The organism is Streptomyces sp. NPDC058373 (assembly GCF_042723275.1).
Taxonomy (GTDB): Bacteria; Actinomycetota; Actinomycetes; order Streptomycetales; family Streptomycetaceae; genus Streptomyces.
Genome location: NZ_JBHXJE010000065.1, coordinates 1 through 26,370, shown reverse-complemented (window position 1 = coordinate 26,370; position 26,370 = coordinate 1). Strand labels below are relative to the sequence as shown.

The following is a 26,370-nucleotide window of genomic DNA, read 5'->3' as shown; positions in this document are numbered from 1 at the left end:
GAGTACGTCCAGTACGAGGGAGATCCGGGCGCACGCCGAGAGCACGCACCAGACGCCGCAGGCTCTTCCACGAAGATCCGCCGGACAGGGCCTAGAGGTGGCCGGTGCTGTTCCACACCCCGGGCACCAGGCGCCCGCCCTCGTTGTGCCAGGTGGAGACGGAGGCGTTGGCCACCTGCGGCCGCTCGGGCACCGGCGCCCCCAGCCCCTCCAGCACGTACGCCACGGCCAGCGCCACCGCGTCGTGCGCCACGATCAGCATCCGCCGCCCCACAGCCACCGCGTCCAGATCCCCCAGCAGCCCGCGCACCCGCAACGCCACGTCCGCCAGCGACTCCCCGCCCGGCGGCCGGTACGTCCACGGATCGCTCCGCTCCCGCCGTGCCCACTCCACGGGGTCGGCCCGTCGCCACGCGGGCCGCGAATGCAGTTCGAAGACCCCCGTCTCCCGGTCCCGCACCCGCTCCTCCACCACCACCGGCGGCACCGCCCGCCCCCGCTCCCCGTAGACCCCGGCCGCGATCTCCCACGTCCGCCGCGCCCGCAGATACGGCGAACACACCACCAGCTCGGGCCCGTCCTCGACCCCGGCCAGCCAACGCCCGAACGCGGCCGCCTGCCGCTCCCCCTTCGCCGTCAAGGGGGTCTCCTCGGTCCGCGACTCCGGAGGCATCCCGGTGTCCCCCTTCTCCAGGGCCCGAGCGTGGTGCACGTTGGCGGTGCTCTCACCGTGGCGGACGACGGTCACGGAGGCGAGGCGGGTGATGGTGGGGAGGGGCGGGGAGGGGTGCGACATGCTCGGAGCCTCTCTTGGTCGTCGGTCACGCCCGTGGGGTGTGGCTGGACCCGAGGGAGACCAGGCCCTCGGACCGGCACAGCCTGTCGAAGGCACCGCCGGCACCTGGTTCCGCTGCTCTGCGTGCGGCAGCTTCGACCACAGCGTCCTTGTCCATGGGGTCCTTCCCCGGGTCAGTGTCTGACGGCCGCCGTCACGTGCGCGACGTGCTCGGGCCCCTTCGGCGGGTCGATGTGCGCGGTGGCGGTGACGCGGCCACCACCCTGCTTGCGGACCGGTGTCAGGCGCGGCATGTGGGCAGGCGGGTTCTCCACGTCGGCCAAGTAGCTGCACAGCCGCTCAGGTCCGAACCGTCACCGTGACGGACTTTTCGTAAGTACCCCCGGTCACCGCCATGACAACAGCCTTCCGAGAAACGGCCGGTCGGACGGGGGGGCGTTGCGCCAGTCGGTCTACAGCCACGGCTACGCGCCGGTCGCGGCCCCCGCCACCGCGCGGGAGCGCTTCACTCTCGCGGTCCGGCATACGCGCCTGAGCCACGGGGAAGGCGGGATGCTGCCTCGCGGCAGTTGCGGCGCCTTGCCGACGAGGTGGCGGACGACCGGACCTCTTGGAGACACAGCGAGAGGACGCCGCCTCGGCCACCTTCCGCGCCGGCGGACCGGAGGCCGGGCAGGGCTGAGGCGACGACGTCCGCACCGCCGAAACGTCTCCGCCGCCTGCGGTTCACGGGGCCGGGTCACGCCCTGGCCGGGCCCGCCAGCGCGTCGACGGTCGCGGAGAACAACCACGGCAGCCGCTGCGCGGCGGGCACCAGTGCCGCGCGGACGCGGGGCACGCTGGTCGCGCCGATCAGCGCGTGGGTCAGCCAGCGGTGGTGGCGGGTGAGCCGCCACCACTGCCGCTCGTACTCCGTCAGGTCGCCGTGGAGGACCGCCCGCACCGCCGCCGGCGCCTGGCCGAGCGCCAGCGCGATGCCCTCACCGGTCAGGGCGTCGACATAGCCGGCCGCGTCGCCGACGAGCAGCGTCCGGCCGGCGGTGCGCGCGCTGGTGTCCTGGCGCAGCGGGCCCGCGCCGCGCACCGGTCCTGCGGTAGTGGCTCCGGCCAGCCGCTCCCGCAGTTCCGGGAAGGCGGCGAGGTGGTCGTCGTACGGTGCGCGGTCGGCGGTGAGGACCGCGATGCCCACAAGGTTGTCGGCCACCGGGGTCACGTACGCTTCCGCACCGTGAGCCCAGTGGACCTCGACGTGGTCGCTCCAAGGGGCGAGCGCGTAGTGGCGCCGCAGCCCGTGCCGCCGGCGGCTCCGGTGCGGCCGGTGCAGGCCCAGGGCCCGGCGGATCGGCGAGTGCAGGCCGTCGGCCGCGACGAGGTGGCGGGCGCGGGTGCCGTCGACCACCGCGCCCTGCTCGTCCTGCTCGACGTGCCGCGCGGTGCGCTGTTCGATCCGCACGCCCGCGGTCAGCACCGCCTCGCGCAGCGCCGCGTGGAGCACGGTACGACGCACCCCGCGGCCCGGGCCGGCTCGGAAGGCGGCGTCGGCCCGGCGGGGTCCTGCGACGTAGCGGACGCCCCGCAGGTCGTGCCCCGGCGGGTGCACGCCGAGTGCGGCCAGGGCGGCGACGGCACCCGGCATCAGGCCCTCGCCGCACGCCTTGTCCATGGTACCGGCGCGCTGTTCCCAGACGGCCACGTCGAGTCCTGCCCGGGCCGCGTGCAGGGCGGTGGCGAGGCCCGCGGGTCCCCCACCCACGATGAGGAGGTCCATGCGCTTCCCCTCTAGGCCAGCCGTGCCAGGGCGGCGTCCTCGGTGCGGATGCGGGTGGCCAGCAGGAACCCGTTGAGCAGGGTGAAGACGAGCGCCGTGATCCAGGCCGAGTGGACGAGCGGGAGCGCGAGTCCCTCGACGACGACGGCGGCGTAGTTCGGGTGCGGGAGCCGGCGGTAGGGGCCGCCGGTCACGCGCGCGGCACCGGGCACGACGATCACCCGGGTGTTCCACTGCCGCCCCAAGGTGGCGATGCACCACCACCGCAGCACCTGCGAGGCGGCGACGAGGGCGAGCATGGTCCAGGCCAGGACGGGGACGGCGCCCGGTCGGAGCACCCACACCTCCGCCAGGGCCCCGGCCAGCAGGCCCGTGTGGAGCACCACCATGAACGGATAGTGCCCTCTGCCGGCCTCGACACCGCCCCGCGCGAGACTCAGGGCGGCGTTGCGCCGGGACACGACCAGCTCGGCCACCCGCTCCAGACCGACGGCCAGGACCAGGACGGTGAACAGGACCTGGCCGCTCACCCGTCGCTCCCCGGGGCGCGCAGGAGAACGAGTTCGGAGCAGAAGCCCGGCCCCAGGGCCAGCATGAGCCCGTGGGAGCCGGGCCGGGGCGGGCGGTGGGCGAGCGTGTCCGCGAGGACGTGCAGGACGGAGGAGGAGGAGAGGTTGCCGACCCTTCGAAGGGACTCCCAGGTCATCCGCAGGGCGTCGCGCCCGACCCCGAGGGCCTCCTGCAGCGCCTCGACGACCTTGGGGCCTCCGGGGTGCACGACGTACCAGCCGAGGTCGTCGTCGGTCAGCCCGTGGTCGGTGAGGAAGGCGCGGACGTCGTCGCCGACGTAGCGGCGCACCAGGTCGGGGACCGAGGAGTCGAGCACGATCCTGAACCCGCCGGATCCGATGTCGAAGCCCATCACGCGTTCCGAGTCGGGGTAGAGGCGGCTGCGCGAGGCGAGGACCTCGGGGCGGGCGGGATCGCCGGAGGGCGCGAGGGGGTGCTCGGGGCCGACGGCGACCACGGCAGCCGCACCGTCCCCGAACAGGGCGCTCGCCACGAGGTTCGCGGGCGAGTTGTCCTCGCGCTGGAAGGTGAGTGAGCACAGCTCGACCGACATCAGCACCGCGACCCCGTCCGGGCGCCCGCGCAGCAGGTCGGAGAGGCGTGCGATACCGGCCGCGCCGGCGACGCAGCCGAGGCCGACGAGGGGGAGGCGCACCACATCGGGGCGGAGCCCGATCTGCGCCGCGACGCGCGCTTCGAGGGCGGGGACGGCCAGCCCGGTCGCGGTGCACGACACGATGTAGTCGACGTCGGCCGGCGTGAGGCCGGCGTCCTTGAGCGCGTCGACGACCGCGCGCCCGCCGAGCTCGACGCCGGCCCGGATGAAGAGGTCGTTCGACCGGCCGAAGTCCCCGAGCTGGGCGTACTCCTCCAGCGGGAGGACGCTGTGCCGGGTCTCGACGCAGGCGTTGTGGTGGAACCGCTCGACAAGACCGCGGCCGACCGTGCCCCTGGCCAACGTGGTGGTGAAGGACTCGGTGATCTCCTCCTGCCGGTGACGGTGCTCGGGCAGGACGCCGCGGACGCTGAGGACGCGCATGGTCATGCTGGCTCCTGAGGTCGGCCGTTCGGCCGGGTGGGTGTGAGGAGCGCCCGGCCGAGGCCGAGGGCGAGGGTGGGGGACGGGTCCGCCGCGGGCGAGGCCGGGTTCGGCACCGTCGTCGAAGACGCGCTGGTCGGCGGCCGAGGCCCGCAGCCCGGCCTGGGTGTGTTGTCCGGACAGGTGGGTGACGCGGCTGGCTGGTGGGTGGGTGCCGACGCCATCAACCGGCCGCCACGAGCAGCACGACGTCGAGCAGGGCGATGGCCACCGCGGCCCGAAAGGGGGTACGGCCGTGTGCGGCCGAGGCGCAGACGCCGAGGACCGCCACGAGTGCGAGGGTCGCCCACGCCCACGCCGGAGGGGGGCCGGCGGGACCGAACACGGCCAGCAGTGAGGCAGCGGACAGCAGAGCGACGGCCACCACCCGCGAAGGGCCCTCGCCCAAGCGGTGCGGCAGGCCGCGGACACCGGTGCGTTCGTCGTCGGCCAGGTCGGGCAGCGTGTTGAGCAGGTGCGCCCCGACACCGAGCGCGGCGCCGGCACCGGTTGCCCACAGCGGGGCCCAGGCCGGGTCGGAGCCGGCGAGGGTGACGACCGAGGGCAGTGTCCCGAAGGCGCTGGCGTACGGCACCCACGACCACCAGGTCGCCTTCATCGCCAGGTTGTAGGCGTGGCCCGCGCCGGCGCCGAGGACGACGTTGACCAGCGCGCTGCGCCACCCGGCGAACGCGGACAGGGCGAGGCAGGCCGCCCCGGCCACGGCCAGGGCGCTCACGGCCCAGCCGACCGGGAGGGCTCCTGTCGCCAACGGCTTGTCGGTGCGGCCGACGGCGCGGTCGCGAGGAAGGTCGCGCAGGTCGTTGCCCCAGCCGATGGTGAGCTGGCCGGTGAGCACCGCCGCGGTGACGAGGACGGCGTCGAGCGGGCGCAGGTCGCTGCGGAGCGCGAGCATCCCCGCGATCGCGCCGACCGCCAGGGCCGGTCCGCCGTGGGCGGCGGCGAGCAGCGCCGGCACGGGCGGCGGCCCGGGGCGTGCCGGGGCCGCGCCGGCGCTCACGCCTGCCACCGCACAGCGACCGGCCCGCTACGGAACGCTTCGCCGTGGGCGGGATCGTGGGACGGCTGGCAGGCCCACGCCAGGCGGCCGACGGCGTCCGCGCCGGTGAACGCCTCGGCGAGCGCGTCGTGGCAGGTCTCCTTGCCGAGGGCCGTCGAACGCCGGTCGACACCATGGCTGTCGGGGCCCTCAGCCGGCCGCCGGGCCAGGCCCACGAGGTCGTGCGTGGTCTCGGCCCGCGGGCGTCGCACGACCGCGGAACCGATGCTCCCGGTCGCCCCGGTGGCCACGATACGCATGCGAAATGGGGTGCCCCACCAGTCCTCCGCTCACACGGGGCACTCCGGCATCCGGCGGATCGGCGTCACCCGGCTGGTGCGCCGGCGCGGTCGCTCCGCGCTGCTCGCCGGTGGTCCAGGTGCGGCCGGCCGTCCGGCGACGGGCTTCGTCCCGGGCTCGCGACCAGAGCACCCGCGCCACGCCGCTGGACGCAGCATCGCCGCGGGCCGACCAGGGAATCGTGCCGGCCGGCAGGGGCAGTCCTGCGCCGCGTCGGCCCCTCCGCGGCACCGGGGCCGCCCGGAAGCGGCGGCCCAGTGACCCACACCACCCTTGCCAAACCACCGCCCTGAAAATACCTTTCAAAGGTGACCAGCAACGTGAAGGAAAGTTTCGGGCACGGTTCGCCGCCCGCGCCCGCCGCGCTCGCGGCCAAGGTCAGGACGTTGGCGCCGTCGATGACGCGGTCCATGCAGCGGGTCGCCGAGGCGGTGGCCGGGGATCCGGCGGGGTGTTCGGCTCTGACCGTGACCGGGCTCGCGGAGCTGACCGGGACCAGTGAGGCGACCGTCGTGAGGACGGCGCGGCTGCTCGGGTATCCCGGGTACCGGGATCTGCGGCTCGCGCTGGCGGGGCTCGCCGCGCAGCAGGAGTCGGGGCAGTCGCCGGCGGTCACCGCCGACATCGCGGTGGACGACTCGCTCGCCGACGTGGTGGCCAAGCTGGCCTACGACGAGCAGCAGACCCTCGCCGACACCGCCGCCGGCCTCGACACCGCCCAGCTCGCGGCGTGCGTGGACGCGCTCGCGGGGGCGCGGCGGATCGACATCTACGGCATCGGCGCCTCCGGGCTCGTCGCGCAGGACCTCGCGCAGAAGCTGCTGCGGATAGGCCTGATCGCGCACGCCCACGCCGACCCGCACCTCGCGGTGACCAACGCCGTGCAGCTGCGGCCGCGTGACGTGGCGATCGCCATCACCCACTCCGGTTCGACCGGCGACGTGATCGAGCCGCTGCGCACCGCCTTCGAGCGGGGCGCCACCACGATCGCGGTGACCGGGCGGCCCGACGGTGCCGTCTCCCAGTACGCCGACCACCTCCTGACCACCTCCACGGCGCGCGAGAGCGAGCTGCGGCCGGCCGCGATGTCCTCGCGGACCAGCCAGCTCCTCGTCGTCGACTGCCTCTTCGTGGGCGTGGCGCAGCGCACCTACGAGACGGCGGCGCCCGCCCTGTCCGCCTCGTACGAGGCGCTGGCCCACCGCCACGACCCGCGTTCCGGACGCCGCTGACCGCGTACCGCCCTCCCCCGCCGAACCGGCCCACGAACCCCGCACCCGCACCCCGTACCGAAAGAGTCCGCGCGATGACCGACACCACCCCCCGCGAAGACGCCGCGTCCGACGGTGGTCTCCGTGCCCAGCTGGAGACGCTGACGACCGAGGCGTTCCGGCCCGAGCTGGCCGAGATCGACCGGCTCTCCACCCTGGACATCGCCCGCACCATGAACGCCGAGGACGCCACCGTGCCCGGCGCCGTCGCCGCCGTGCTGCCCCAGATCGCCGCCGCCATCGACCAGATCGCCGAGCGGATGACGCGCGGCGGCCGCCTCGTCTACGCGGGCGCCGGGACGGCCGGGCGGCTCGGCGTGCTGGACGCCAGCGAGTGCCCGCCCACGTTCAACACCGACCCCGCCGAGGTCGTCGGCCTCATCGCGGGCGGCCCCAGCGCCCTGGTCACCTCCGTCGAGGGCGCCGAGGACAGCGCGGAGCTGGCCGCCGAGGACCTGGCCCGGCTCGCGCTCACCGCGGAGGACACGGTGGTCGGCATCTCCGCCTCGGGCCGTACGCCGTACGCGGTCGGCGCCGTCACCGCGGCCCGGCGGGCGGGCGCGCTCACCGTCGGGCTCTCCTGCAACGCCGGCAGCGCGCTGGCGGCCGCCGCCGACCACGGCATCGAGGTGGTCGTCGGGCCGGAGCTGCTGACCGGGTCGACCCGGCTGAAGTCCGGCACCGCGCAGAAGCTGGTGCTGAACATGATCTCGACGCTCACCATGATCCGGCTCGGCAAGACGTACGGGAACCTCATGGTGGACGTGCGCGCCTCCAACGAGAAGCTGCGCGCCCGCTCCCGCCGCATCGTCGCGCTGGCCACCGGGGCCGGGGACGAGGAGATCGAGGCGGCGCTCACCGCCACCGGCGGCGAGGTGAAGAACGCCATCCTGACCCTGCTCGGCGGCGTCGACGCCGCCGCCGCAGACCGCCTGCTCACCGAGGCCCGGGGCCACCTGCGCGAAGCGCTGGCCGCCGCCCGGCCCCGCACCACCTGACCGCGCCACCGCCCCACCCCCGCACAGCAAGGCAGCACGCACCATGGCTGAGAACAAGAACCGCGCCCTCGCCGCCGCGATCCTCCCGCTCGTCGGCGGCGCCGCCAACGTCACCACCGTCGTCCACTGCATGACCCGGCTGCGGCTGGGCCTCGCGGACCGCTCCCTCGTCCAGGACGAGGCGCTGAAGGCCGTGCCCGGCGTGATGGGCGTGGTCGAGGACGACACGTACCAGATCGTCCTCGGGCCGGGCACGGTCGCCCGGGTCACCCCGGAGTTCGAGGCGCTGGTGGAGGAGGGGCGTACGGCCGCTCCCGCGCCGGAGCCGGAGCCCGTCGCGGCCGCCGGTGCCGCCTCCCCCGACCCGCACCCCGTGACCGCCGATGAACTGGCGGCGCGCGGCGCCGAGATCAAGGCGGCCCGCAAGGCGCGCAACGCCACCCCGGTCAAGCTGTTCCTGCGCCGCATCGCCAACATCTTCGTGCCGCTGATCCCGGCCCTGATCGGCTGCGGCATCATCGCGGGCGTCAACGGTCTGCTGACCAACCTCGGCTGGGCCCCAGGCGTCACCCCGGCGCTCGGCGCCCTCGCCTCCGGCTTCATGGCGCTGATCGCGGTCTTCGTCGGCTACAACACGGCGAAGGAGTTCGGCGGTACGCCGATCCTGGGCGGGGCCGTCGCCTCGATCATCGTCTTCCCCGGCATCGGCGACGTCGAGGTCTTCGGCTCGCAGCTCTCGCCGGGGCAGGGCGGGGTGCTGGGCGCGCTGGGCGCGGCCGTCCTCGCCGTGTACGTGGAGCGGTGGTGCCGCCGCTGGGTGCCGGAGGCCGTCGACGTGCTGGTCACCCCGACCGTCACCGTCCTCGTCTCCGGTCTGGTCACCGTCTTCGGCCTGATGTTCGTCGCCGGGGAGATCGCCTCCGGCATCGGCACCGGCGCCAACTGGCTGCTGGAGAACACCGGCGCCTTCGCCGGGTTCGTCCTCGGCGGCCTCTTCCTGCCGCTGGTCATGCTCGGCCTGCACCAGGCGCTCATCCCCATCCACACCACCCTCATCGAGTCGCAGGGCTACACCGCGCTGCTGCCGATCCTCGCCATGGCCGGGGCCGGGCAGGTCGGCTGCGCCGTCGCCGTCTACCTGCGGCTGCGCCGCAACGCCTCGCTCCGCAAGACGATCCGCTCGGCGATGCCCGCGGGCATCCTCGGCGTCGGAGAGCCCCTGATCTACGGCGTCTCGCTGCCGCTGGGCCGCCCCTTCATCACCGCCTGCGTCGGCGGCGCCGCGGGCGGCGCCTTCATCGGGGCCTTCTCGATGCTCGGCGACACCGTCGGCTCCACGGCGATCGGCCCGTCCGGCTGGGCCCTCTTCCCGCTCCTCGCGGGCAACCAGGGCCTCGGCCTGCTCATCGCCGTCTACGGCGGCGGCCTGCTCACCGGCTACCTGGTCGGCTTCCTCGCCACGTACTTCTTCGGCTTCAGCAAGCAGATGCTGGTCGACCTCAACGCCGACGTCGACGCCGGGGAGTCGGGCGCGGCCCGCGCGGAGGCGGAGCCGACGGACGCCGCGCCGGGTAAGCCGGGCGCCCCGGAGAGCCCGGGCGCGGCCGGCCCGGCGTCCGGCCGCCACCCGGGCACGCCCCCGGCCCCGGCACCGGCCCCCGCGCCGAGCAGCTGAATCCCGGCCGCCCTCGCGGCGGCCCGGCACCGAACGGCCCGCGCCCACCCGGCGCGGGCCGTTCGCGCGCGCACGCCGTGTCGCGTTCGAAGCGCCCCGGGCGTCCTGGCCCTGCTTGAATCCACTCCATGACCCCACCCCGGTCCCACCCCGCCGCCCTCGACGCCGGTACCTGGCAGCTCGCCGACGACCTCCCCGCCGTACGCCGACTCGGTTACGGCTCGATGCGGCTGCCCGGTGCCCTCGGCGGGCCGGGCACCGACCGCGAACGGGCGCTGGCCGTGCTGCGGCGGGTGGTCGAGATGGGCGTCAACCACATCGACACCGCCGCCTTCTACTTCTCCTCCACCCGCTCGGCCAACGAGCTGATCAACTCCGCCCTCGCCCCCTACGCCGAGGACCTGGTCGTCGTCACCAAGGTCGGCCCGGGCCGCGACACCTGGGGCGAGTGGCAGTGGGCCTCGCCGGACCAACTGCGCGGCCAGGTCGAGGAGAACCTCCGCCAGCTCGGCCGCGACCACCTGGACGTCGTCAACTTCCGCGCCAAGCGCCAGGAGTCGACCGGCTCGATCGCCGAACACTTCGGCGCGCTCGCCGAGTTGCGGGAGGCCGGACTCATCCGCCACCTCGGCGTCTCCAACGTCCGCCCCGACCACCTCGCCGAGGCCCGCGCCATCGCCCCGGTGGTCTGCGTGCAGAACCTGTACGGCATCGGCGCCAGTGCCGGGGAGCAGGAGTTCGTCCAGGAGTGCGGCGAGGCGGGCATCGCCTACGTGCCGTTCTTCTCGATCTCCGGAACCCGCCGCGAACAGGGCGCGGGAGAGCCGGAGGAGGCCGTCCGCGAGATCGCCGAGGCGCACGGCGCGTCCCCCGCCCAGGTGAAGCTGGCCTGGACGCTCCAGCAGGGCCCGCACGTCCTCGCCATCCCCGGCACATCCGACCCGGCCCACCTGGAGGAGAACGTCGCGGCGGGCGCCCTGCGCCTGACCGAGGCCGAGTTGGAGCGACTGGGGACACCCGCCGAGTGAGCCCGCCCCGGCGCGGCGGCCCCCGTGCCGGGCGCCGGGGGCCGATCATGGCGCGATGACCGTACGAGGAATCGACCATGTCGGCGTCACCGTCCCCGACCTGGAGGCCGCCACCCGCTTCCTGATCGCGGCGCTCGACGCCGAGGTGCTGTACGACACGCTCCCCGCCGAAGAGGGCCCGGTCGGCGGGGAGGAGACCGAGCAGCGCCTCGGCGTACCGCCCGGCACCCGCCAGCTCGCCATCCGCATGCTGGCCCTCCCCGACGGCCCCGGCCTGGAACTCTTCGCCTACGACCCGCCCGGCCGCTCCCCCGCCCTCCCCAGCGACCTCGGCTGGCAGCACCTCGCCCTCTACGTCGACGACCTGGACGCCGTCCGGGAACGCGCCGTGGCCGCGGGCGCCCGCGAACTGGCCCCGCCCCACCCGCTCCCCGGCCCGGAGGCAGGCCCCGCCAACCGCTTCGCCTACCTCCGCACCCCGTGGGGCAGCACCCTGGAACTGGTCACGTACCCCGACCCGCAGCCGTACGAGCGGCAGACCTCCCGGCGCCGCTGGCGGCCCGCCCCGCCGCGCTCGGCGGGCGAGGGGGAGGCGGGCGGCTGAGGCTCCCCCTCGCGTCCCGCTCCCTCCCGCCGGGGCCCCGGCGGGGCCGCCGCCGTCGCGGCGTACCCTCGGCCGGGTGAACGAGCCCCCGGCCGAGCCACATCGCCCCGCACCGCCCCTGGGCCCGGCGGACGCCCCGCTCCCCGGCGGCGTCCTGATGCGCCTCGTCCGTCCCACCGACGCGCCCGGCCTGCTCGCCGCGTACCGGCGCAACGCCGCCCATCTCGCCCCGTACGAACCCCGGCGCGGCCCGCGCTTCACCACGCTCGCGGGGCAGGCCGAGCGGATCGCCGGGCGGCTGCGGGAGTGGGAGGCGGGGCAGGCGGTGCCGTGGGTGCTGGACGGCTCCGGTGTCGCGGGCGGCCACCCGGTCATCGGCACCCTCACCCTCTCCGGCATCGTCCGTGGCCCGCTGCTCAGCGGCTCCGTCGGCTACTGGGTGGACCAGGACCACACCGGCCGCGGCCTCGCCGGGCAGGCGCTCGCCCACGCCGTGCGGTACGCCCGCTCCACGCTCGGCCTGCACCGGCTGGAGGCGGGCACCCTGCTGGACAACACCGCCTCCCGGCGTGTCCTGCTGCGCGCCGGCTTCACCCGGTACGGCACCGCTCCCGCCTACCTGCACATCGACGGTGCCTGGCGCGACCACCACCTCTACCAGCGCGTCCTGGGCGAGGTGGAACCACGGCTGTGAGGCAGGGCCGGCCCCCGGGTCCGGCGCTCCGGGCGGCTCAGGGCAGCCGCCCCTCCCAGTTGATCTCCCGCACCTTCGCGCGCAGCACCTCCCTCCGGTCGGCGGCCCGCACCGCGCGCGGCGGGCAGTCCCACTCCTTGCCGCCACCGGGCGGCCGGAGCTGGATGTACGGGCCCTCGCTGCCCATGACCCGGCCGAGGCGGCCGTCCCGCGCGTCGACGGCGAAGGCGCCGACCACCCACACGACCTCGGGCACCTGAGCCTCCCCACCGTCGGCGCAGCAGGCATCGTCGTCACTCATCGCTGCCGGGCCCTCTCCAGCACGGCGCTGAGCCGGTCGGCGGTCTCGACGTTGCACCGCCCGAGGTCGACGAGGGGCGCGGGGTCGTTCCCCGCACTCGACACCGGCTCCAGCCCCAGCGAGGGCAGGGTGATCCCGGCCTTCGTCAGTTCGGCGCGGAGCCGGTGCACCGCCTCCTCGGCGGCCCCCACCCGGTCGGTGGTCCTGCGGTGCGCCTCCGTGCCCTTCACGGCGCTCACTCCCTCTCCATCGTCCACGCTCTGTAGTGAGATAGCCCACACAGCGTGTTCAACGCGCCGATGCCCCCGACAGTGGCGCTCCTCCCCACATCCGGGGGTAGCGGCGGGCACACCGGGGGGTGGCGACGGCGCACGGAGCGGTCCGGGTGACCGCCCCGCACACCCCCGCCGGGTCGCCGCACGCCCGCGTACCGCAGGATGGTCGCCATGACCACGACCCGCCCCGGTGCCACCCCCGACGGGGCGGACGAACCGTACGAGCCGGTCTTCACACCCGCCCCGGGCGGCACCCGGTACGTCTACAACCACCGCAATCCGGTGGGCCTCGCCCTGATCGTCCTGGCACCGCTGGTCGCGCTCGGCGTCATCCTCCACCTCCAGGACAGCGGGGGCTGGAGCCGCGAGGAACTGCGGGAGGCGGTCTACGCGGCCGCCGAGGAGATGGACCGGGCCCCGCACGCCCACCACTCCGACCTCGGCTACGCCTGGTCCCTGGAGGAAGCCGTCGACCGGCAGCCGGGCACGCCCTTCATCGGCGCCTCCGCCCACCGCGGCACCGGCCCGGACCGCACCGCGTACACGGTCACCGGCTCCGGCACCTCCGCCGCGTACTGCCTCCACGTGTACGAGGGCCACGACACGGCCGTGGACCGGCCGATCCTCCATGTCTCCGCCGAGGACGGGCCCTGCTGAGCAAGGGCCCGCGCCCCCGCACGCCCCGGAACGCACGGCGCCCCCGCCATCCGCCGGTGGCGGGTGACGGGGGCGCGTGGGTGATCCCGGGCCCTCGGGGGCGACCCCCTTGCCTCAGGACCACCGCACGGAAGTCAGGACTGCGGCCTGCTGCCGTGGTTGGCGCCGTTCTTGCGGCGGGCCTTCTTCTTACGGCGACGCTTGGAGGACATAGCCGCGCTCCTTATCTCTTGAGCGCTTGTTCGCCTCCGGGCGAGTACCTGTCGGCTCCCAAGCGCGGGTCGGTCAGGGTGGCCGTCAGGCCGGGTCCAGCCTCGCACATGGCGGGTGCCGGAGGCGATTTCGCGGACGGGCGGCACCAACGCCACCGGGGCGGCATCCCTCCAAGGAGGGACACCGCCCCGGTGGGCGTGGTGTCGGACGGGCCGACCGGAGGCGAGTCCGGTCAGAAGTCCATGTCACCGCCGGGCATGCCACCCGGGGCGGCGGCGGCGGACTTCTCCGGCTTGTCGGCGATGACGGCCTCGGTGGTGAGGAAGAGGGCGGCGATCGACGCGGCGTTCTGGAGCGCGGAGCGCGTCACCTTGGCCGGGTCGAGGATGCCCTCGGCGATCATGTCGACGTACTCACCGGTCGCGGCGTTGAGGCCGTGGCCGACGGCGAGGTTGCGCACCTTCTCCACGACCACACCGCCCTCCAGGCCGCCGTTGACGGCGATCTGCTTGAGCGGGGCCTCCAGGGCCAGCTTGACGGCGGCGGCACCGGTGGCCTCGTCGCCCTCCAGCTCCAGCTTCTCGAAGACCGAGGACGCCTGGAGCAGAGCCACGCCACCACCGGCGACGATGCCCTCCTCGACGGCGGCCTTGGCGTTGCGCACCGCGTCCTCGATGCGGTGCTTGCGCTCCTTCAGCTCCACCTCGGTGGCGGCACCGGCCTTGATGACGGCCACGCCGCCGGCCAGCTTCGCCAGACGCTCCTGGAGCTTCTCGCGGTCGTAGTCCGAGTCGCTGTTCTCGATCTCGGCGCGGATCTGCGAGACGCGGCCGTTGACCTGCTCGCTGTCGCCGGCACCGTCGACGATCGTGGTCTCGTCCTTGGTGATGACGACCTTGCGGGCGCGGCCCAGCAGGTCGAGACCGGCGTTCTCCAGCTTGAGGCCGACCTCCTCGGAGATGACCGTGCCGCCCGTGAGGATGGCGATGTCACCGAGCATGGCCTTGCGGCGGTCGCCGAAGCCCGGGGCCTTGACGGCGACGGACTTGAAGGTGCCACGGATCTTGTTGACCACCAGGGTCGACAGGGCCTCGCCCTCGACGTCCTCGGCGATGATCAGCAGCGGCTTGCCCGACTGCATGACCTTCTCCAGCAGCGGGAGGAGGTCCTTCACGTTGCCGATCTTGGAGTTGACGATGAGGATGTACGGGTCGTCGAGCGACGCCTCCATCCGCTCCATGTCGGTGGCGAAGTACGCCGAGATGTAGCCCTTGTCGAAGCGCATACCCTCGGTGAGCTCCAGCTCCAGACCGAAGGTCTGGGACTCCTCGACGGTGATGACGCCTTCCTTGCCGACCTTGTCCATCGCCTCGGCGATGAGCTCGCCGATCTGCGTGTCGGCGGCGGAGATGGAGGCGGTGGAGGCGATCTGCTCCTTCGTCTCCACGTCCTTCGCCTGCTCCAGCAGGGCGGAGGAGACGGCCTCGACGGCCTTCTCGATGCCGCGCTTCAGCGCCATCGGGTTGGCACCCGCGGCGACGTTGCGCAGACCCTCGCGGACGAGCGCCTGGGCCAGGACGGTCGCGGTCGTCGTGCCGTCACCGGCGACGTCGTCCGTCTTCTTCGCGACCTCCTTGACCAGCTCGGCGCCGATCTTCTCGTAGGGGTCTTCGAGCTCGATCTCCTTGGCGATGGAGACACCATCGTTGGTGATCGTGGGGGCGCCCCACTTCTTCTCGAGGACGACGTTGCGGCCCTTGGGGCCAAGGGTGACCTTGACGGCGTCGGCGAGCTGGTTCATCCCGCGCTCGAGACCGCGCCGCGCCTCCTCGTCGAACGCGATGATCTTGGCCATGTGAAGTGGTCCTCCCAGGACTGGGGGTCCCCCCGGACTCTGTCTGGGGGAGGGTGGATACTCCGGACCGTGCTGGCGCCCGCGACGGACGGCCTGCCTGCCTCGCGGTTCCTTGCCCCGCGTGGCCTGCGGGCCTCACCGACCCGGTCCTTCTGTCACTCTCACTCGGAGAGTGCTAACGCCAATAATTAGCACTCGGGGTAGGAGAGTGCAAGGCGCTAGGGGCCCTTGGGCCCCGCGCCCCCGGTTTGGTTCGGCTCTTCGGCGCCGGGTCCGAGGTGGCCTCAGGCGCCGGCCGGGCTCGAAAGACGGCCTCACGCGCCGGCCGGGCTGTCTTGTGCCGCCCTGTCCGCTCACCGGCGCGCGTCACTGATGGCCTCAAGCGCCGGCCTGGCTGTCATAGCCCGGCCGGCGCTTGAGGCCCCCGTGCGGCGCGGGGCGGCGCCGAGGTGGGTCGTGGGCGCGCGGCAAGCAGAGGGCCCGCCCCCTGTTCGGGGGCGGGCCCTCTGGTGAGTGTGGTGCGGTCGGCGCCTCAGGCGGCCACACGGACCATGTCCGCCTGCGGCCCCTTCTGACCCTGCGAGATCTCGAATTCGACCCTCTGACCCTCTTCAAGGGTGCGGTAGCCGTCCATCTGGATCGCGCTGTAGTGGACGAAAACATCCGCACCACCGTCGACCGCGATGAAGCCGTAGCCCTTCTCCGCGTTGAACCACTTGACGGTGCCCTGAGCCATGCCTAACTCCCCTATTACTGGCCCTTGCACAGGCCCGCACTTCGCGGACCCGGGTCAGACCTCACCCCCCAACCCGCGGTCGGGGGTGTGCGCCGGAACGCGTCGACCGCCGCTGAATGTATCTGCCCAACTGCCGTCTGCAACAGGTCAGTCGGACGAGAAATCCGGGCGCCGGGGAAGGGCGGAACCGGGAGGATGCGCCGGAGTTCCGGGCAAGTCGGGCCCGGCAAAAGGCGCGCAAGGGGGCGAACAGCCGGGTCACTTTGGCTGCTTCTTGTCGCGGAAAGAACGGCGCCTCATATGCTCCTGGCACAAACGCCGGAGCCTGTTCCCCAACTCTATCGCGCTCAACCCTGCAGAATTGCCCCCTCCGCTTTCCGGTGAGGGAAAGGAACGGAGAGGGCAATTCGGTGGTGCGGGACGGAGCGGAGCCGCGCGGGCGCGGCGCGGGGCTCAGCAGCCGCCTGCGACCGCCGGGATGATCGAGACGCCGGCGCCGTCGGGCGTGGCGGTCTGAAGCCCCTGCTCGAAGCGGACGTCGTCGTCGTTGACGTAGACGTTGACGAAGCGGCGGAGCTTGCCCTGGTCGTCGAGGACGCGGGCGGCGATGCCGGAGTGGTTCTTCTCCAGGTCGGCGATGACCTCGGCGAGGGTGGCGCCCTCGGCGGCGACCTCGGACTGGCCGCCGGTGTAGGTGCGCAGGATGGTGGGGATGCGGACGTTGACGCTCATGGGACAGCCTTCCGGGAGCTGGGCGGCGGGACGGGTGGGCGCGTCGGGAACGCGCGGGCGACGGCGTCAGGAGGTGGCGAGACCGGCGGCGCGGAACGCGTCCAGGTCGGGCCGGATGGTCGCGGTCGGCCCGGTGGTGGGCGCCACGGCGTCCAGGGTCTTGAGGCCGTCGCCGGTGTTGAGGACGACGGTGGTGAGGGACGGGTCGAGCAGCCCGGCCTCGATGAGCTTGCGGGTGACGCCGACGGTCACGCCGCCCGCGGTCTCCGCGAAGATCCCCTCGGTACGGGCGAGCAGCTTGATGGCGTCGACCACCTGCGCGTCGTCCACGTCCTCGACGGCGCCGCCGGTGCGGCGGGCGATGTCCAGGACGTACGGGCCGTCGGCCGGGTTGCCGATGGCCAGCGACTTGGCGATGGTGTCGGGCTTCTGCGGCCGGACCACGTCGTGCCCGGCCTTGTAGGCGGTGGAGACCGGCGAGCACCCCTCGGCCTGGGCGCCGAAGATCTTGTACGGGCGGTCCTCGACCAGGCCGAGGGCGATCAGCTCCTTGAACCCCTTGTCGATCTTGGTGAGCTGCGAGCCGGAGGCGACCGGGATGACGATCTGGTCGGGCAGCCGCCAGCCGAGCTGCTCGGCGATCTCGTACGCCAGGGACTTGGAGCCCTCGCCGTAGTACGGGCGGAGGTTGACGTTGACGAAGCCCCAGCCCTCGCCGAGCGGGTCGCCGATCAGCTCGGAGCAGAAGCGGTTCACGTCGTCGTAGTTGCCCTCGATGCCGACGAGGTCGCCGCCGTAGACCGCGGCCATGACGACCTTGCCCTGCTCCAGGTCGTGCGGGATGAAGACGCAGGAGCGGAATCCGGCGCGGGCGGCGGCGGCGCCGACGGCTCCGGCCAGGTTGCCGGTGGAGGAGCAGGAGAGGGTGGTGAAGCCGAAGGCGCGGGCGGCCTCGACGGCGATGGCGACGACGCGGTCCTTGAAGGAGTGCGTCGGGTTGCCGGAGTCGTCCTTGACGTACAGGCCGCCGGTGACGCCGAGCTCGGCGGCGAGGTGGTCGGCCTTGACGAGCTGGGTGAAGCCCGGGTTGAGGCTGGGCTTGGTGGCGACGTCGGCGGGGACCGGCAGCAGCGGCGCGTACCGCCAGATGTTGTCCGGTCCGGCCTCGATGGCGGCGCGCAGGGCCTCCGGATCGCCGGTGGGCAGGTCGTAGGCGACTTCCAGGGGCCCGAAACAGCTCACGCAGGCGAAGACGGGGCCGAGCGGGAAGCGCTCGCCGCACTCGCGGCAGGAGAGGGCGGTGGCGGGACCGAGGTCGACCGCGGGGGCGTCCTGCGAGGGGGTGGCGGGGGTGGTGGCGACGGTGTGCACAGCCATGACGGCGAGGCCCTTTCTCCTCATCTTCCTCACGACGCATCTCGCCGTGAGACGGAATTGGCACCTTCCCGAGCCGGGAGCCTCGCCGGACGCGGTTGGAGTACGCGCCGGGAGTACCGACCGGAGGGTTGCCGGGGCTTCAACGGGCCGTATCCCTCTGCCCCTCTGGATGAGCGGTATGGCGCCGGATCCCTTGTCTGGCAGGGCCGAACGCGTTTGTCGGGCGAGCCGCCGACGTCTCTCGACATGCGATGGTCACGCGCGTTGTTCAAGACTGTAACCGACGGCTTGGACAGTTGTGTGGGTCGTCCGAACCGCGAGATGAGACCGAGGGGTGCCCGAAGCGCACCCCCGGGTTTCCGGCAGCGCAGCCGGTCGCCCGCCCTCGTATTCGGTCGCGTTTCCGTCGTATCGCCCTCCCGCGAGGACGCGCGGAGGCCCGGGGGGATCATGGGACATCACCTAGGACATGGCCTCGGACATGACCCGGACATGAGGGGACGATCACGTGCTCGAAGAGGTGGAGCGCTGGCTCACGCAACGGTCCTGGTCCGCCGCCGACCGGCCGCTGAGCGCACTGACGGCGGCCAAACGCCGCAGCGGGGCCACGATCAGCGTGGTCCTGCCCGCACTGAACGAGGAGGCGACGGTCGGGGCGATCGTGGCGGAGATCCGCCGCTCGCTCATGGAGGCCGTGCCGCTCGTCGACGAACTGGTGGTGATCGACTCCGGTTCCACCGACCGCACCTCGGAGAAGGCCGCCGAGGCCGGCGCCCGCGTCGTGCACCGCGACGTGATCCTGCCGCGGATGCCCGCCGTCCCCGGCAAGGGTGAGGTGCTGTGGCGGTCACTCCTGGTCACCAGCGGTGACATCGTCTGCTTCGTCGACGCCGACCTGAAGGACTTCTCGCCCGATTTCGTCTCCGGCATCGTCGGCCCCCTGCTGACCGAGCCGGACGTCGACTTCGTCAAGGCGATGTACGACCGCCCGCTCGGCTCGGCCCCCGGCCAGGGTGGCCGCGTCACCGAACTCATGGCCCGCCCGGTGCTCAACCTGCACTGGCCCCTCCTGGCGGGCTTCGTCCAGCCCCTGGGCGGCGAGTACGCGGTCCGCAGGAGCCTGCTGGAGCAGCTCCCGTTCCCCGTCGGCTACGGCGTGGAGCTGGGCCTGCTGGTGGACGCCCTGCACACGGTGGGCCTGGACGCGCTGGCCCAGGTCGACGTGGGTGTCCGCGTCCACCGCCACCAGGACGGTCTGGCCCTGGGCCGCATGGCCGCCACCATCTACCGCACGGCCCAGCTCCGCCTGGCCCGCGGCCACCTGGTCCGCCCGGAACTGACCCAGTTCGAACGCGGCGACGACGGCTTCGTCGCCCACACCGCCCAGGTCGACACCGAGGAGCGCCCCCCGATGATCGAGATCACCGAATACCGAGGGGGCCGCCTGGCCGACCCCTCCACGGCCCCCCTCCCCGAACACACCGCCCACACCCGCACCCCGAACCCCCTCCACCGCCGAACAGGCTGAGAGCCCCCGGAGAGCCTCACACGGCCCGACGGCGGCCCGGGCAGCACTCCACAACCGGGCCGCCTGCCCGACCGACCCCGACAACGACATGTGGCGCCCCCGCGACGAGCGAAGCTCAAAAAAGACTCTCGCGTTTGCGCCTCCTGGGAAGGGGCTAGGTAGCCCGTATGGCCGAAACTGCTGACAGTGCCCGCATTCTGGTCGCCTCCAACCGCGGCCCCGTCTCCTACGGGCTGCGCCCCGACGGCGGGCTCGACGCCAAGCGTGGCGGGGGCGGGCTGGTGTCGGGGCTCTCGGCGATCGGCTCGGACGCCTCCACGCTGTGGGTGTGCGCCGCGCTGAGCGACGGGGACCGCGAGGCGGCCCGCCGGGCGGGGACCGGCCCGCTGGACGCCGAGGACACCGGTGGTCAGCGTGTCCGGATGCTCGACATCCCGGCCGAGACGCACGCCGCCGCGTACAACGGCATCGCCAACTCCGTGCTGTGGTTCGTCCACCACATGCTGTACCAGACGCCGCTGGAGCCGGCCTTCGGTCCGCAGTTCCGGGCCGAGTGGGCGGCGTACGAGACGTACAACCGCGCGTTCGCCGAGGCGCTGGCGGCGGAGGCCGCCGAGGGCGCGGCGGTGCTGGTGCAGGACTACCACCTGGCGCTGGTCCCGGGGCTGCTCCGCGAGCTCCGCCCCGACCTGCGGATCTCGCACTTCACCCACACCCCGTGGGCGCCGCCGGACTACTTCCGGCTGCTGCCCGACGACATCGCCGCCCAGCTCCTGACCGGCCTGCTCGGCGCGGACCGCCTCGGTTTCCTCACCCGGCGGTGGGCCGGGGCCTTCGCGGACTGCGCGCAGGCCGTGCTCGGCGCCGAGCGCTCGGGCGGCTCGGAGCTGTCGTACGAGGGCCGCAGGACCGCCATCGGGGTGCACGGGCTCGGCGCGGACGCGGAGTTCCTGCGGGAGCGGGCGCACCGGACCGATGTGGAGGAACGGCTGGTCGCGCTCCGTGAGCAGATCGGCGAGCCGGACCGGAGGACGATCGTGCGGGTGGACCGCACGGAGCTGTCGAAGAACATCGTGCGCGGTCTGCTCGCCTACCGGCAGCTCCTCCTCGACCACCCGGAGTGGGCGGGCCGCGTGGTGCACATCGCCTTCGCCTACCCCTCCCGCCAGGACCTGGCCGTCTACCGCGAGTACACCGCCTCGGTGCAGGCGCTGGCCGACGAGATCAACGAGCAGTTCGGCACGGTCGGCTGGACCCCGGTGGTGCTGCACGTCGAGGACGACTTCGCCCGCTCGCTGGCCGCCTACCGCCTGGCCGACGTGGCGCTGGTCAACCCGATCCGGGACGGCATGAACCTGGTCGCCAAGGAGGTCCCGGTCGTCTCCGACGCGGGCGTCGCCCTGGTGCTCTCCCGGGAGGCCGGGGCCTACGAGGAGCTGGGTGAGGACGCCCTGTCGGTCAACCCGTACGACGTGAGCGCCACCGCCCGCGCCCTGCACGACGCCCTGATGATGCCGCCGTCGGAGCGCGCCGAGCGCAGCAAGCGCCTGGCGGCCGCCGCGACGGCCCTCCCGCCCCAGCGCTGGTTCCTCGACCAGCTGGAGGCCCTGGGCGGCTGACCCCAGGGCGGCTGACCCCGCCCGCTCTCCTACGCCCGGCCGCCCGGGCGCCCCTCCCCGCCGCCCCGGTCGCCCGCGCCGTCAGTACGTACGGCGGATGGTCTCGGCGATCCCCGCCAGCAGTGCGGCCACCTGGCCGGGGCCCGGGACGACGAGGTCGGCGCGGGAGGCCAGCTCGGGGACCTCGTCGCCGCTGCACACCAGCAGCCCGGGCACCCCCTCGCCGCGCAGCCGGTCGACGGCGTCGTAGGCGGCGAGGTCCCCGAGGTCGTCCCCGGCGTAGAGCACGGCACGGGCGCCGGTCTCCCGGACGTACGAGGTGAGGGCGACGCCCTTGTCGACGCCGCGCGGGCGGATCTCCAGGACGAGGCGGCCCGGTTCGAGGTGGAGGCCGTGGCGGTCGGCGAGGTCGGCGAGGGGGCCGCGCAGGGCGGCGTAGGCGCCCTCGGGGTCGTCGGCGCGGCGGGTGTGGACGGCGAACGCCTGGCCCTTCTCCTCGGTCCAGATGCCCTGTGGGTCCCCGGCGGCCTCGACGACGTCCGGGAGTTCGGCGCGGGCGGCGGCGAGGCCGGCGGGGACTTCGGGGGTGTGGAGTTCGCCGGTGGCGGCGTCCCAGCGCTGGGCGCCGTAGTGGCCGAGGACCGTGAGGTGTCCCAGGCCCGTCTCGTCGGCGAAGCCGCCGAGGAGGACGGCCTTCTCGGCGGGCCGCCCGGTGATCACCGCCACCGAGCGCACCAGAGGCGACAGGTCGGCGAGGGCGGGGACCGCCGCGGGGTGGGCCCTGGCCTGGTCCGGGTCGGCGACGATCGGGGCGAGGGTGCCGTCGAAGTCCAGCCCGACCACGGCCTCGGCGGGCCGGGCCAGCAGGGCTTCCAGCCCGTCCCGCCCGGCGGCGGTGTCGGGCACGGGCAGGGGCGAGGGGCGCGCGGGGCTGGCCATGCGGCCGACCCTACCGAGCGGCGGCGCGGCTGCCCATGGGGCACGCCCGGCCGGAATCCAGGTCAGCGGGCGCGGCGGCGGGCCTCGCGGCGCTCGCGGAGCCGGTTGACGGTGACCGGGTCGTGGCGCAGGGCGGCGGGGTCGTCGAGGAGGGCGCCGAGGAGCTGGTAGTAGCGGGTGGGCGAGAGGCCGAGCTGCTCGCGGATGGCGCGCTCCTTGGTGCCGGGACGCTGCCAGCCGCGCGCCTCGAAGGCGAGCACGGCCCGGTCCTGGTCGCTGAGGCCGCCGGGGGCCTGGTCCACCGCGTCCTGCTCCGCGTCCCGCGGTGCGGGGTCGGGCTCCGGGGGCGTCGCCGCCTCGGAGGGGGCGGGCTCGTGGTCGGTCATACGGTCAGCCTATGTGCGGCGGATGCGGGGCGCCTGGGCGGTGCGGGGCGTCCGTACAGGTCAGGGCGGTGACGGCGGCGGCACGGACGGCTGGTGCGCGGCTCGGCCTCGGCGGGGCGGGGGGCCGTGCCGGAGGCAGGGCGGGGGCGGGGCCGGGGTGCGTCCGGTCAGCGCGAAAGCACCCCGGCGGCGGCTGGGGCGCGGCAGAGGAGGCCGGGAATGTGCGGACGGCCGCCCTCGCCCGTCTTGCGGCCGCGTCGTCCGCCGGGGCGGTACGGCACGGGAAGCGGGTGAGGACGGCCGAGGGGTTCCCGGTTCCGGGAGCCGCCGTCAGGGGTGCTCCCGGCCCGGCGGCGGCTCGGGCCGGGCCCGGACGGCGGGTCCGGGGGCGGATCAGATCCGGCCTCCGGTCAGGCGGGTGAGCGGTCCGTGGTGCGCGGCGGCGGACCGGCGGCCCAGCGCGTACGCCCCGCCCACGACGGAGACGGCGCCGGTGGCGACACCGGCCGCGATCACCTTGCGGTACTTGAGGAGCGTCCACGCCGCCGTGGCCTTCGTGGACACCTTGCCCGCGACCGCCACCACGCCCTGCTGCCCCTTCTCCCAGCCGGCCGTGGCGGCCCGCTTCGTGGCCTCACCGGCCGAACCCACCCGGCTCAGGGTCTTCTCCCCGGCCTTCCCGGCGGTCTCCTCCGCCTTGGAGGCGGCACTCTCCGTGCCTGACTTGGCGCGGTTCCCGGCGCCCTTGACGGCCTGAGCGCCCTTCGCGGCGGTGGAACGGCCCTTGGTCGCCGCGCCGTTGGTGTTCTTGGTCTCATCACTGTCAGCAGTCATGGCTGCCGCGTAACCCGCTCTCCCCGATCGAAACAAGGAACGAGGGCGCACGACGGGCTCCGGAGGCCGCGGGCACCGGCCGTCCTCCTGCCGGGAGCGCCGGGCGTGCGCGGCCGTGCGAGTGGCGGGCTCCGGGGCGCGCGATCGCCGCGACGCCCCCTGCATGAGGCGTCGCCGGACGGACATACGGACAAGATGACCGCGAACCAGCCAGAGCCGATACCCGGACAGCGGGCCGTCACACCGAGTCAGCCGCCCCGGTCACGGGGGACCGTGAACGCGCGCGGCTCCTCGGCGCCGATGGCCCAGAGCCGGATCATGGAGCCGCGCCGGGACGGCGAGGGCAGCCTCGCCCACGTCGTGGAGACCCTGCTCGACAAGGGCCTCGTCCTCAACGCCGACATCATGGTGTCGGTGGCCGGGGTCGAGCTCCTGGGCATCCGGCTGCGCGCCGCCCTCGCCTCCTTCGAGACGGCGTCGCGTTACGGGCTGGAGTTCCCCGCGGGCACCGACACCGAGACCGCCGCGTGGCGCGAGACCCGGGTCGACAAGGAGACGTGCCCCGAGTGCGGGAAGCGTTCCCCGACCCGGCAGCTCCTGGAGGAGTGGTGCCCGTGGTGCGGGTGGCGGAGCGCCCAGTCGCTGGAGACCGGGCGGGCCGCCCTTCCCCCGGCCGGGCAGGGCGACGAGGAAGCGCCGGAGCGGGACGCGGGCGGCGGCGCCGGGTCGGACGGCACCGCCCGGAGCACCAGAGGCGCCGGGAACCGTACCGACAAGGAGAAGGACGAGGACGAGGGCCCGGGCGGCGAGGAGCCGTCCGGGCGCGGGGGTTCGGCGACGAAGCCGAAGGGGGCCCGGGACGGTGGCTGAGCAGCCCCCCATGAAGCCCACCCGCGACCCCCGGGTGACCCTCGACGACCTGGTCGAGGTGCTGCTCACCAAGGGGGCCGTCCTCCATCTCGACCTCATCATCTCGGTCGCCGACATCCCCCTCATCGGGGTGAACCTCCGGGCGGCGATCGCCGGGATGGAGACGATGCTCGAACACGGCATGATGCGGCAGTGGGACGAGCACACCCGGGCCTGGGTGGAAGGTTCGTCCGCCCGCCGGGGGCTGGACCTGCGCGACGGCGAACGGCACGTCGCGCAGATGCACGGCGGCCACCTCCTCGAAGAGGGCGTGTACACCGCCTGGCGCCCCGGCACCGTCTTCCTCACCGACCAGCGCCTCGTGGTGCTGCGCCGCGACCCGCGCGAGATCATGTGGCAGGCCGACCTGTCCGCCGTCCGCGCGGTCCGGCCCGAGACCGAGCGCAGCGCGGGCGGCGCGCCCCGCACCCGGGTCCGCGTGGAGCTGGACGACGGCGCCACCGCGCTGCTGTCGGCGGCCGACCCGCGCGCCCTGTGCGACCTGCTCGACCGCAGCCTGCCCGGAGTCCTCGGCGAGGAACTCCGGCCCGGCGCGGCGCAGCAGGTGCTGGCGGAGGGCCATCTCTGGTACCAGGAGCCGCGCCGGGACGGCCCGTTGTGGCGGGGCGGCACCGGCAAGCTCACCCCCGGCGGCCTCGTCTGGAAATCGCCGCTCGACGCCCGGCCCGCCCTGGCCCTGCCGGCCGACGACATCCTCGGCGTGCGCCAGGTGGCGGGCCGCAGCCCCGGCGGCGAGGGGACGGTGCTGGAGCTGCGTACCCACAGCCTCGGCGTGCTCGCCCTGGCGGCCGCCGATCCCGCGCACTGGCTGGCGTCGTTCCGCGAGACCACCGAGACCACCGAGACCGCCGGAACGTCCGCGGAGCCCGCGGACGCGGCCGCACGATGACGCCGGAAGGAGGAGACCATGGCCATCACCGTTGACGAGAAGAGCCTGAAGCACGGGGTGCTGTCCCTCGTGGTGACCCTGGTCGAGGTGATCCAGGAAGCGCTGGAACGCCAGGCCGAGCGCCGCATGGAGGGGGGTTCGCTCACCACCGAGGAACTCGAACGCCTCGGCGACGCCCTCCTCGAACTCGACGAGGCGATGGAGGAGATCAAGGAGGAGCACGGCATCACGTCGTCCGTCGCCGACCTCCACCGGGGACTCGACGAGGTCGTGGACGACGTCGTCGACAAGCTGGTCAACCCGGCCCGCTGGGCGGAGGAGGCCGGCCGATGACGTACGAGACCCACGAGACCACGCCCCCGGCCCCGGCCGCGTCGGCGGAGGCCGACGGCGCACCGGTGGAGAACGCGCTGTACGTGTACGCCCTTCTGCCGGAGGACGCCGAGCTGCCCCCGGCCACGGCCGGGCTGGACGGCCGCCCGCTCCATCTGGTCACCGCCCCGGGCAGCGGCCTGGCCGCGCTGGTGCACCGCACCGCGCCCGCCCCCTACCAGGGGCCGGACGAGCAGGTACGGGAGTGGGTGCGGGAACAGGACGCGGCGCTGGTCGCCGTGTGGGAGTACGTCGGGACCGCGCTGCCCATGACCTTCAACGTCCTGGTCGCCCCCGACCAGGAGGCCAGTGCCGAGCAGCGGATCAAGGAGTGGCTGTCCGGCCGCTCCGAGGTGCTCCGCGACATGCTCGGCGCGCTCGCCGGACGCGCCGAGGTCCGGGTGGAGATCAGCCTCGACCGGGAGGCGGTCACCGAGGACGACGCGGAGGCGAAGGCGCTCGTCGAGGAGATGGAGGGCCGCTCGCCGGGGCTGCGGCGGATGCTCGCCAAGCGCCTCGACCGCCTCCGCAAGGAGGCCGGGGACAACCTCGCCGACGCCCTGCACTCCGGGATCCGCCGCCGTCTCGCCGCGGTCACCGACGACATCAGCGTCCGCGCCGGCCGGGGCCGGGAGGCGGGGGAGGTCAGCGTCTTCGCGGGCGCCCTGCTCGTGCCCCGGGAGGAGATCGGCACCGTGGGCGCGCTGCTCGCCGACATCCAGGAGGAGCAGCCGGCCGCGCGCATCCGCTTCCTCGGCCCCTGGCCGCCGTACTCCTTCACCGAGCTGCCGGCCGCACCGGGCGAGGAACCCGCGGCGGCGGAGGTGTAGCCGCCGGACGGCGGAGCAGCAGGCGGACGGCGGTGTGCCCGGGGCCTTCCCGCCC

29 protein-coding genes and 1 riboswitch are annotated in these 26,370 nt (G+C 74.2%); of the genes, 13 read left to right on the top strand and 16 right to left on the bottom strand.

Translation table 11 applies throughout. From position 1 onward, the window contains the following. Positions 1–91 precede the first annotated feature (91 nt). The 6 genes from ACFWMZ_RS26385 to ACFWMZ_RS26360 form a co-directional block, all read right to left on the bottom strand. A complete protein-coding gene (locus tag ACFWMZ_RS26385; RefSeq protein ID WP_383204591.1) occupies positions 92–796 on the bottom strand; it encodes a histidine phosphatase family protein in 705 nt (234 codons plus the stop codon). Between the two features lie 739 nt (positions 797–1,535). Then, positions 1,536–2,564: an NAD(P)/FAD-dependent oxidoreductase gene (locus ACFWMZ_RS26380; RefSeq protein WP_383204588.1), complete on the bottom strand. Its 1,029-nt coding sequence runs from the start codon at positions 2,562–2,564 to the stop codon at positions 1,536–1,538. Positions 2,565–2,575: 11 nt separating this feature from the next. Further along, the gene (locus tag ACFWMZ_RS26375; RefSeq protein ID WP_383183489.1) at positions 2,576–3,094 is read right to left on the bottom strand and encodes an isoprenylcysteine carboxyl methyltransferase family protein; all 519 of its coding nucleotides are present in this window, start codon (positions 3,092–3,094) and stop codon (positions 2,576–2,578) included. Next, entirely contained in the window at positions 3,091–4,179 is a 1,089-nt protein-coding gene (locus ACFWMZ_RS26370; protein WP_383183487.1) for a type III polyketide synthase, read from the bottom strand. The genes ACFWMZ_RS26375 and ACFWMZ_RS26370 overlap by 4 nt, the downstream gene beginning before the upstream one ends. Positions 4,180–4,396: 217 nt before the next feature. Then, entirely contained in the window at positions 4,397–5,233 is an 837-nt protein-coding gene (locus tag ACFWMZ_RS26365; RefSeq protein ID WP_383204585.1) for a UbiA family prenyltransferase, read from the bottom strand. Continuing rightward, positions 5,230–5,532: an NAD(P)H-binding protein gene (locus tag ACFWMZ_RS26360; RefSeq protein WP_383183483.1), complete on the bottom strand. Its 303-nt coding sequence runs from the start codon at positions 5,530–5,532 to the stop codon at positions 5,230–5,232. The genes ACFWMZ_RS26365 and ACFWMZ_RS26360 overlap by 4 nt, the downstream gene beginning before the upstream one ends. A gap of 348 nt (positions 5,533–5,880) precedes the next feature. Between ACFWMZ_RS26360 and ACFWMZ_RS26355 the strand changes: the two genes are divergently transcribed. The 6 genes from ACFWMZ_RS26355 (at position 5,881) to ACFWMZ_RS26330 (ending at position 11,842) form a co-directional block, all read left to right on the top strand. Next, positions 5,881–6,804, top strand: a complete 924-nt coding sequence (locus ACFWMZ_RS26355; RefSeq protein WP_383183481.1) for a MurR/RpiR family transcriptional regulator — start codon at positions 5,881–5,883, stop codon at positions 6,802–6,804. Positions 6,805–6,878: 74 nt separating this feature from the next. Then, positions 6,879–7,841 carry an N-acetylmuramic acid 6-phosphate etherase gene (murQ, locus tag ACFWMZ_RS26350; RefSeq protein WP_383183479.1) on the top strand — a complete coding sequence of 321 codons (963 nt, stop codon included), beginning with the start codon at positions 6,879–6,881 and terminating at the stop codon, positions 7,839–7,841. 43 nt (positions 7,842–7,884) lie between these two features. Beyond that, complete coding sequence (locus ACFWMZ_RS26345) at positions 7,885–9,516, top strand: PTS transporter subunit EIIC (protein WP_383183477.1); 1,632 nt, start codon at positions 7,885–7,887, stop codon at positions 9,514–9,516. 128 nt (positions 9,517–9,644) lie between these two features. Further along, positions 9,645–10,544 (top strand): oxidoreductase, encoded by a 900-nt coding sequence (locus tag ACFWMZ_RS26340; protein WP_383204582.1) that lies wholly within the window; start codon positions 9,645–9,647, stop codon positions 10,542–10,544. Positions 10,545–10,599: 55 nt separating this feature from the next. Further along, on the top strand, positions 10,600–11,148 hold the full coding sequence (locus tag ACFWMZ_RS26335; RefSeq protein ID WP_383204579.1) for a VOC family protein: 549 nt from the start codon (positions 10,600–10,602) through the stop codon (positions 11,146–11,148). Positions 11,149–11,305: 157 nt separating this feature from the next. Continuing rightward, positions 11,306–11,842, top strand: coding sequence for a GNAT family N-acetyltransferase (locus tag ACFWMZ_RS26330; protein ID WP_383183496.1), 537 nt, complete (start codon positions 11,306–11,308; stop codon positions 11,840–11,842). A 37-nt stretch (positions 11,843–11,879) separates the two neighbouring features. Here the strand turns inward: ACFWMZ_RS26330 and ACFWMZ_RS26325 are convergent, their stop codons facing one another. Beyond that, entirely contained in the window at positions 11,880–12,143 is a 264-nt protein-coding gene (locus ACFWMZ_RS26325) for a hypothetical protein (protein WP_383183471.1), read from the bottom strand. Beyond that, positions 12,140–12,382, bottom strand: a complete 243-nt coding sequence (locus ACFWMZ_RS26320) for a hypothetical protein (protein ID WP_383183469.1) — start codon at positions 12,380–12,382, stop codon at positions 12,140–12,142. The genes ACFWMZ_RS26325 and ACFWMZ_RS26320 overlap by 4 nt, the downstream gene beginning before the upstream one ends. Before the next feature lie 207 nt (positions 12,383–12,589). Here ACFWMZ_RS26320 and ACFWMZ_RS26315 point away from each other — a divergent pair, with 207 nt between their 5' ends. Continuing rightward, a complete protein-coding gene (locus ACFWMZ_RS26315) occupies positions 12,590–13,075 on the top strand; it encodes a hypothetical protein (RefSeq protein WP_383204576.1) in 486 nt (161 codons plus the stop codon). Between the two features lie 134 nt (positions 13,076–13,209). On the opposite strand, the gene ACFWMZ_RS26310 is transcribed toward ACFWMZ_RS26315, so the two are convergent. From ACFWMZ_RS26310 to thrC, 5 genes are all read right to left on the bottom strand, one after another. Then, positions 13,210–13,287, bottom strand: coding sequence for a 50S ribosomal protein bL37 (locus tag ACFWMZ_RS26310; RefSeq protein WP_370443954.1), 78 nt, complete (start codon positions 13,285–13,287; stop codon positions 13,210–13,212). Between the two features lie 233 nt (positions 13,288–13,520). Beyond that, the gene (groL, locus tag ACFWMZ_RS26305) at positions 13,521–15,143 is read right to left on the bottom strand and encodes a chaperonin GroEL (protein ID WP_383183465.1); all 1,623 of its coding nucleotides are present in this window, start codon (positions 15,141–15,143) and stop codon (positions 13,521–13,523) included. A 532-nt stretch (positions 15,144–15,675) separates the two neighbouring features. Next, on the bottom strand, positions 15,676–15,879 hold the full coding sequence (locus ACFWMZ_RS26300; protein WP_003949956.1) for a cold-shock protein: 204 nt from the start codon (positions 15,877–15,879) through the stop codon (positions 15,676–15,678). A gap of 453 nt (positions 15,880–16,332) precedes the next feature. Continuing rightward, on the bottom strand, positions 16,333–16,611 hold the full coding sequence (locus ACFWMZ_RS26295; protein ID WP_383183462.1) for a MoaD/ThiS family protein: 279 nt from the start codon (positions 16,609–16,611) through the stop codon (positions 16,333–16,335). Positions 16,612–16,677: 66 nt separating this feature from the next. Next, positions 16,678–17,988 carry a threonine synthase gene (thrC, locus tag ACFWMZ_RS26290; RefSeq protein ID WP_383183460.1) on the bottom strand — a complete coding sequence of 437 codons (1,311 nt, stop codon included), beginning with the start codon at positions 17,986–17,988 and terminating at the stop codon, positions 16,678–16,680. Positions 17,989–18,005: 17 nt separating this feature from the next. After that, positions 18,006–18,164: riboswitch (SAM riboswitch) on the bottom strand. A 332-nt stretch (positions 18,165–18,496) separates the two neighbouring features. Between thrC and ACFWMZ_RS26285 the strand changes: the two genes are divergently transcribed. Continuing rightward, on the top strand, positions 18,497–19,516 hold the full coding sequence (locus tag ACFWMZ_RS26285) for a glucosyl-3-phosphoglycerate synthase (protein ID WP_383204573.1): 1,020 nt from the start codon (positions 18,497–18,499) through the stop codon (positions 19,514–19,516). A 167-nt stretch (positions 19,517–19,683) separates the two neighbouring features. Then, on the top strand, positions 19,684–21,135 hold the full coding sequence (locus ACFWMZ_RS26280; protein WP_383183456.1) for a trehalose-6-phosphate synthase: 1,452 nt from the start codon (positions 19,684–19,686) through the stop codon (positions 21,133–21,135). 81 nt (positions 21,136–21,216) lie between these two features. On the opposite strand, the gene otsB is transcribed toward ACFWMZ_RS26280, so the two are convergent. The 3 genes from otsB to ACFWMZ_RS26265 all read right to left on the bottom strand — a co-directional run bounded on the left by otsB (position 21,217) and on the right by ACFWMZ_RS26265 (position 23,294). Beyond that, positions 21,217–22,074 carry a trehalose-phosphatase gene (gene otsB / locus ACFWMZ_RS26275; RefSeq protein WP_383183454.1) on the bottom strand — a complete coding sequence of 286 codons (858 nt, stop codon included), beginning with the start codon at positions 22,072–22,074 and terminating at the stop codon, positions 21,217–21,219. A gap of 62 nt (positions 22,075–22,136) precedes the next feature. After that, the gene (locus ACFWMZ_RS26270; protein WP_383204570.1) at positions 22,137–22,460 is read right to left on the bottom strand and encodes a DUF3263 domain-containing protein; all 324 of its coding nucleotides are present in this window, start codon (positions 22,458–22,460) and stop codon (positions 22,137–22,139) included. 393 nt (positions 22,461–22,853) lie between these two features. Further along, complete coding sequence (locus tag ACFWMZ_RS26265) at positions 22,854–23,294, bottom strand: hypothetical protein (RefSeq protein ID WP_383183450.1); 441 nt, start codon at positions 23,292–23,294, stop codon at positions 22,854–22,856. Positions 23,295–23,567: 273 nt separating this feature from the next. Here ACFWMZ_RS26265 and ACFWMZ_RS26260 point away from each other — a divergent pair, with 273 nt between their 5' ends. The 4 genes from ACFWMZ_RS26260 to ACFWMZ_RS26245 are packed head-to-tail and all read left to right on the top strand — an operon-like array spanning position 23,568 to position 26,315. Beyond that, the gene (locus ACFWMZ_RS26260) at positions 23,568–24,164 is read left to right on the top strand and encodes a gas vesicle protein (protein ID WP_383183448.1); all 597 of its coding nucleotides are present in this window, start codon (positions 23,568–23,570) and stop codon (positions 24,162–24,164) included. After that, positions 24,157–25,113, top strand: a complete 957-nt coding sequence (locus ACFWMZ_RS26255; protein ID WP_383204568.1) for a gas vesicle protein — start codon at positions 24,157–24,159, stop codon at positions 25,111–25,113. Before ACFWMZ_RS26260 ends, ACFWMZ_RS26255 begins: the two co-directional genes overlap by 8 nt. An 18-nt stretch (positions 25,114–25,131) precedes the next feature. Next, positions 25,132–25,446: a gas vesicle protein K gene (locus tag ACFWMZ_RS26250; protein ID WP_383183445.1), complete on the top strand. Its 315-nt coding sequence runs from the start codon at positions 25,132–25,134 to the stop codon at positions 25,444–25,446. Further along, on the top strand, positions 25,443–26,315 hold the full coding sequence (locus ACFWMZ_RS26245) for a GvpL/GvpF family gas vesicle protein (RefSeq protein WP_383204565.1): 873 nt from the start codon (positions 25,443–25,445) through the stop codon (positions 26,313–26,315). The genes ACFWMZ_RS26250 and ACFWMZ_RS26245 overlap by 4 nt, the downstream gene beginning before the upstream one ends. Positions 26,316–26,370 lie beyond the last annotated feature (55 nt).

Coding starts and splice junctions, on each gene's coding strand:
- ACFWMZ_RS26385 (WP_383204591.1), bottom strand. CDS start 796: ATGTCGCACCCCTCCCCGCCCCTCCCCACCATCACCCGCCTCGCCTCC.
- ACFWMZ_RS26380 (WP_383204588.1), bottom strand. CDS start 2,564: ATGGACCTCCTCATCGTGGGTGGGGGACCCGCGGGCCTCGCCACCGCC.
- ACFWMZ_RS26370 (WP_383183487.1), bottom strand. CDS start 4,179: ATGACCATGCGCGTCCTCAGCGTCCGCGGCGTCCTGCCCGAGCACCGT.
- ACFWMZ_RS26360 (WP_383183483.1), bottom strand. CDS start 5,532: ATGCGTATCGTGGCCACCGGGGCGACCGGGAGCATCGGTTCCGCGGTC.
- murQ (WP_383183479.1), top strand. CDS start 6,879: ATGACCGACACCACCCCCCGCGAAGACGCCGCGTCCGACGGTGGTCTC.
- ACFWMZ_RS26345 (WP_383183477.1), top strand. CDS start 7,885: ATGGCTGAGAACAAGAACCGCGCCCTCGCCGCCGCGATCCTCCCGCTC.
- ACFWMZ_RS26340 (WP_383204582.1), top strand. CDS start 9,645: ATGACCCCACCCCGGTCCCACCCCGCCGCCCTCGACGCCGGTACCTGG.
- ACFWMZ_RS26335 (WP_383204579.1), top strand. CDS start 10,600: ATGACCGTACGAGGAATCGACCATGTCGGCGTCACCGTCCCCGACCTG.
- ACFWMZ_RS26330 (WP_383183496.1), top strand. CDS start 11,306: ATGCGCCTCGTCCGTCCCACCGACGCGCCCGGCCTGCTCGCCGCGTAC.
- ACFWMZ_RS26325 (WP_383183471.1), bottom strand. CDS start 12,143: ATGAGTGACGACGATGCCTGCTGCGCCGACGGTGGGGAGGCTCAGGTG.
- ACFWMZ_RS26315 (WP_383204576.1), top strand. CDS start 12,590: ATGACCACGACCCGCCCCGGTGCCACCCCCGACGGGGCGGACGAACCG.
- ACFWMZ_RS26310 (WP_370443954.1), bottom strand. CDS start 13,287: ATGTCCTCCAAGCGTCGCCGTAAGAAGAAGGCCCGCCGCAAGAACGGC.
- groL (WP_383183465.1), bottom strand. CDS start 15,143: ATGGCCAAGATCATCGCGTTCGACGAGGAGGCGCGGCGCGGTCTCGAG.
- ACFWMZ_RS26300 (WP_003949956.1), bottom strand. CDS start 15,879: ATGGCTCAGGGCACCGTCAAGTGGTTCAACGCGGAGAAGGGCTACGGC.
- ACFWMZ_RS26295 (WP_383183462.1), bottom strand. CDS start 16,611: ATGAGCGTCAACGTCCGCATCCCCACCATCCTGCGCACCTACACCGGC.
- thrC (WP_383183460.1), bottom strand. CDS start 17,988: ATGGCTGTGCACACCGTCGCCACCACCCCCGCCACCCCCTCGCAGGAC.
- ACFWMZ_RS26280 (WP_383183456.1), top strand. CDS start 19,684: ATGGCCGAAACTGCTGACAGTGCCCGCATTCTGGTCGCCTCCAACCGC.
- otsB (WP_383183454.1), bottom strand. CDS start 22,074: ATGGCCAGCCCCGCGCGCCCCTCGCCCCTGCCCGTGCCCGACACCGCC.
- ACFWMZ_RS26270 (WP_383204570.1), bottom strand. CDS start 22,460: ATGACCGACCACGAGCCCGCCCCCTCCGAGGCGGCGACGCCCCCGGAG.
- ACFWMZ_RS26265 (WP_383183450.1), bottom strand. CDS start 23,294: ATGACTGCTGACAGTGATGAGACCAAGAACACCAACGGCGCGGCGACC.
- ACFWMZ_RS26250 (WP_383183445.1), top strand. CDS start 25,132: ATGGCCATCACCGTTGACGAGAAGAGCCTGAAGCACGGGGTGCTGTCC.
- ACFWMZ_RS26245 (WP_383204565.1), top strand. CDS start 25,443: ATGACGTACGAGACCCACGAGACCACGCCCCCGGCCCCGGCCGCGTCG.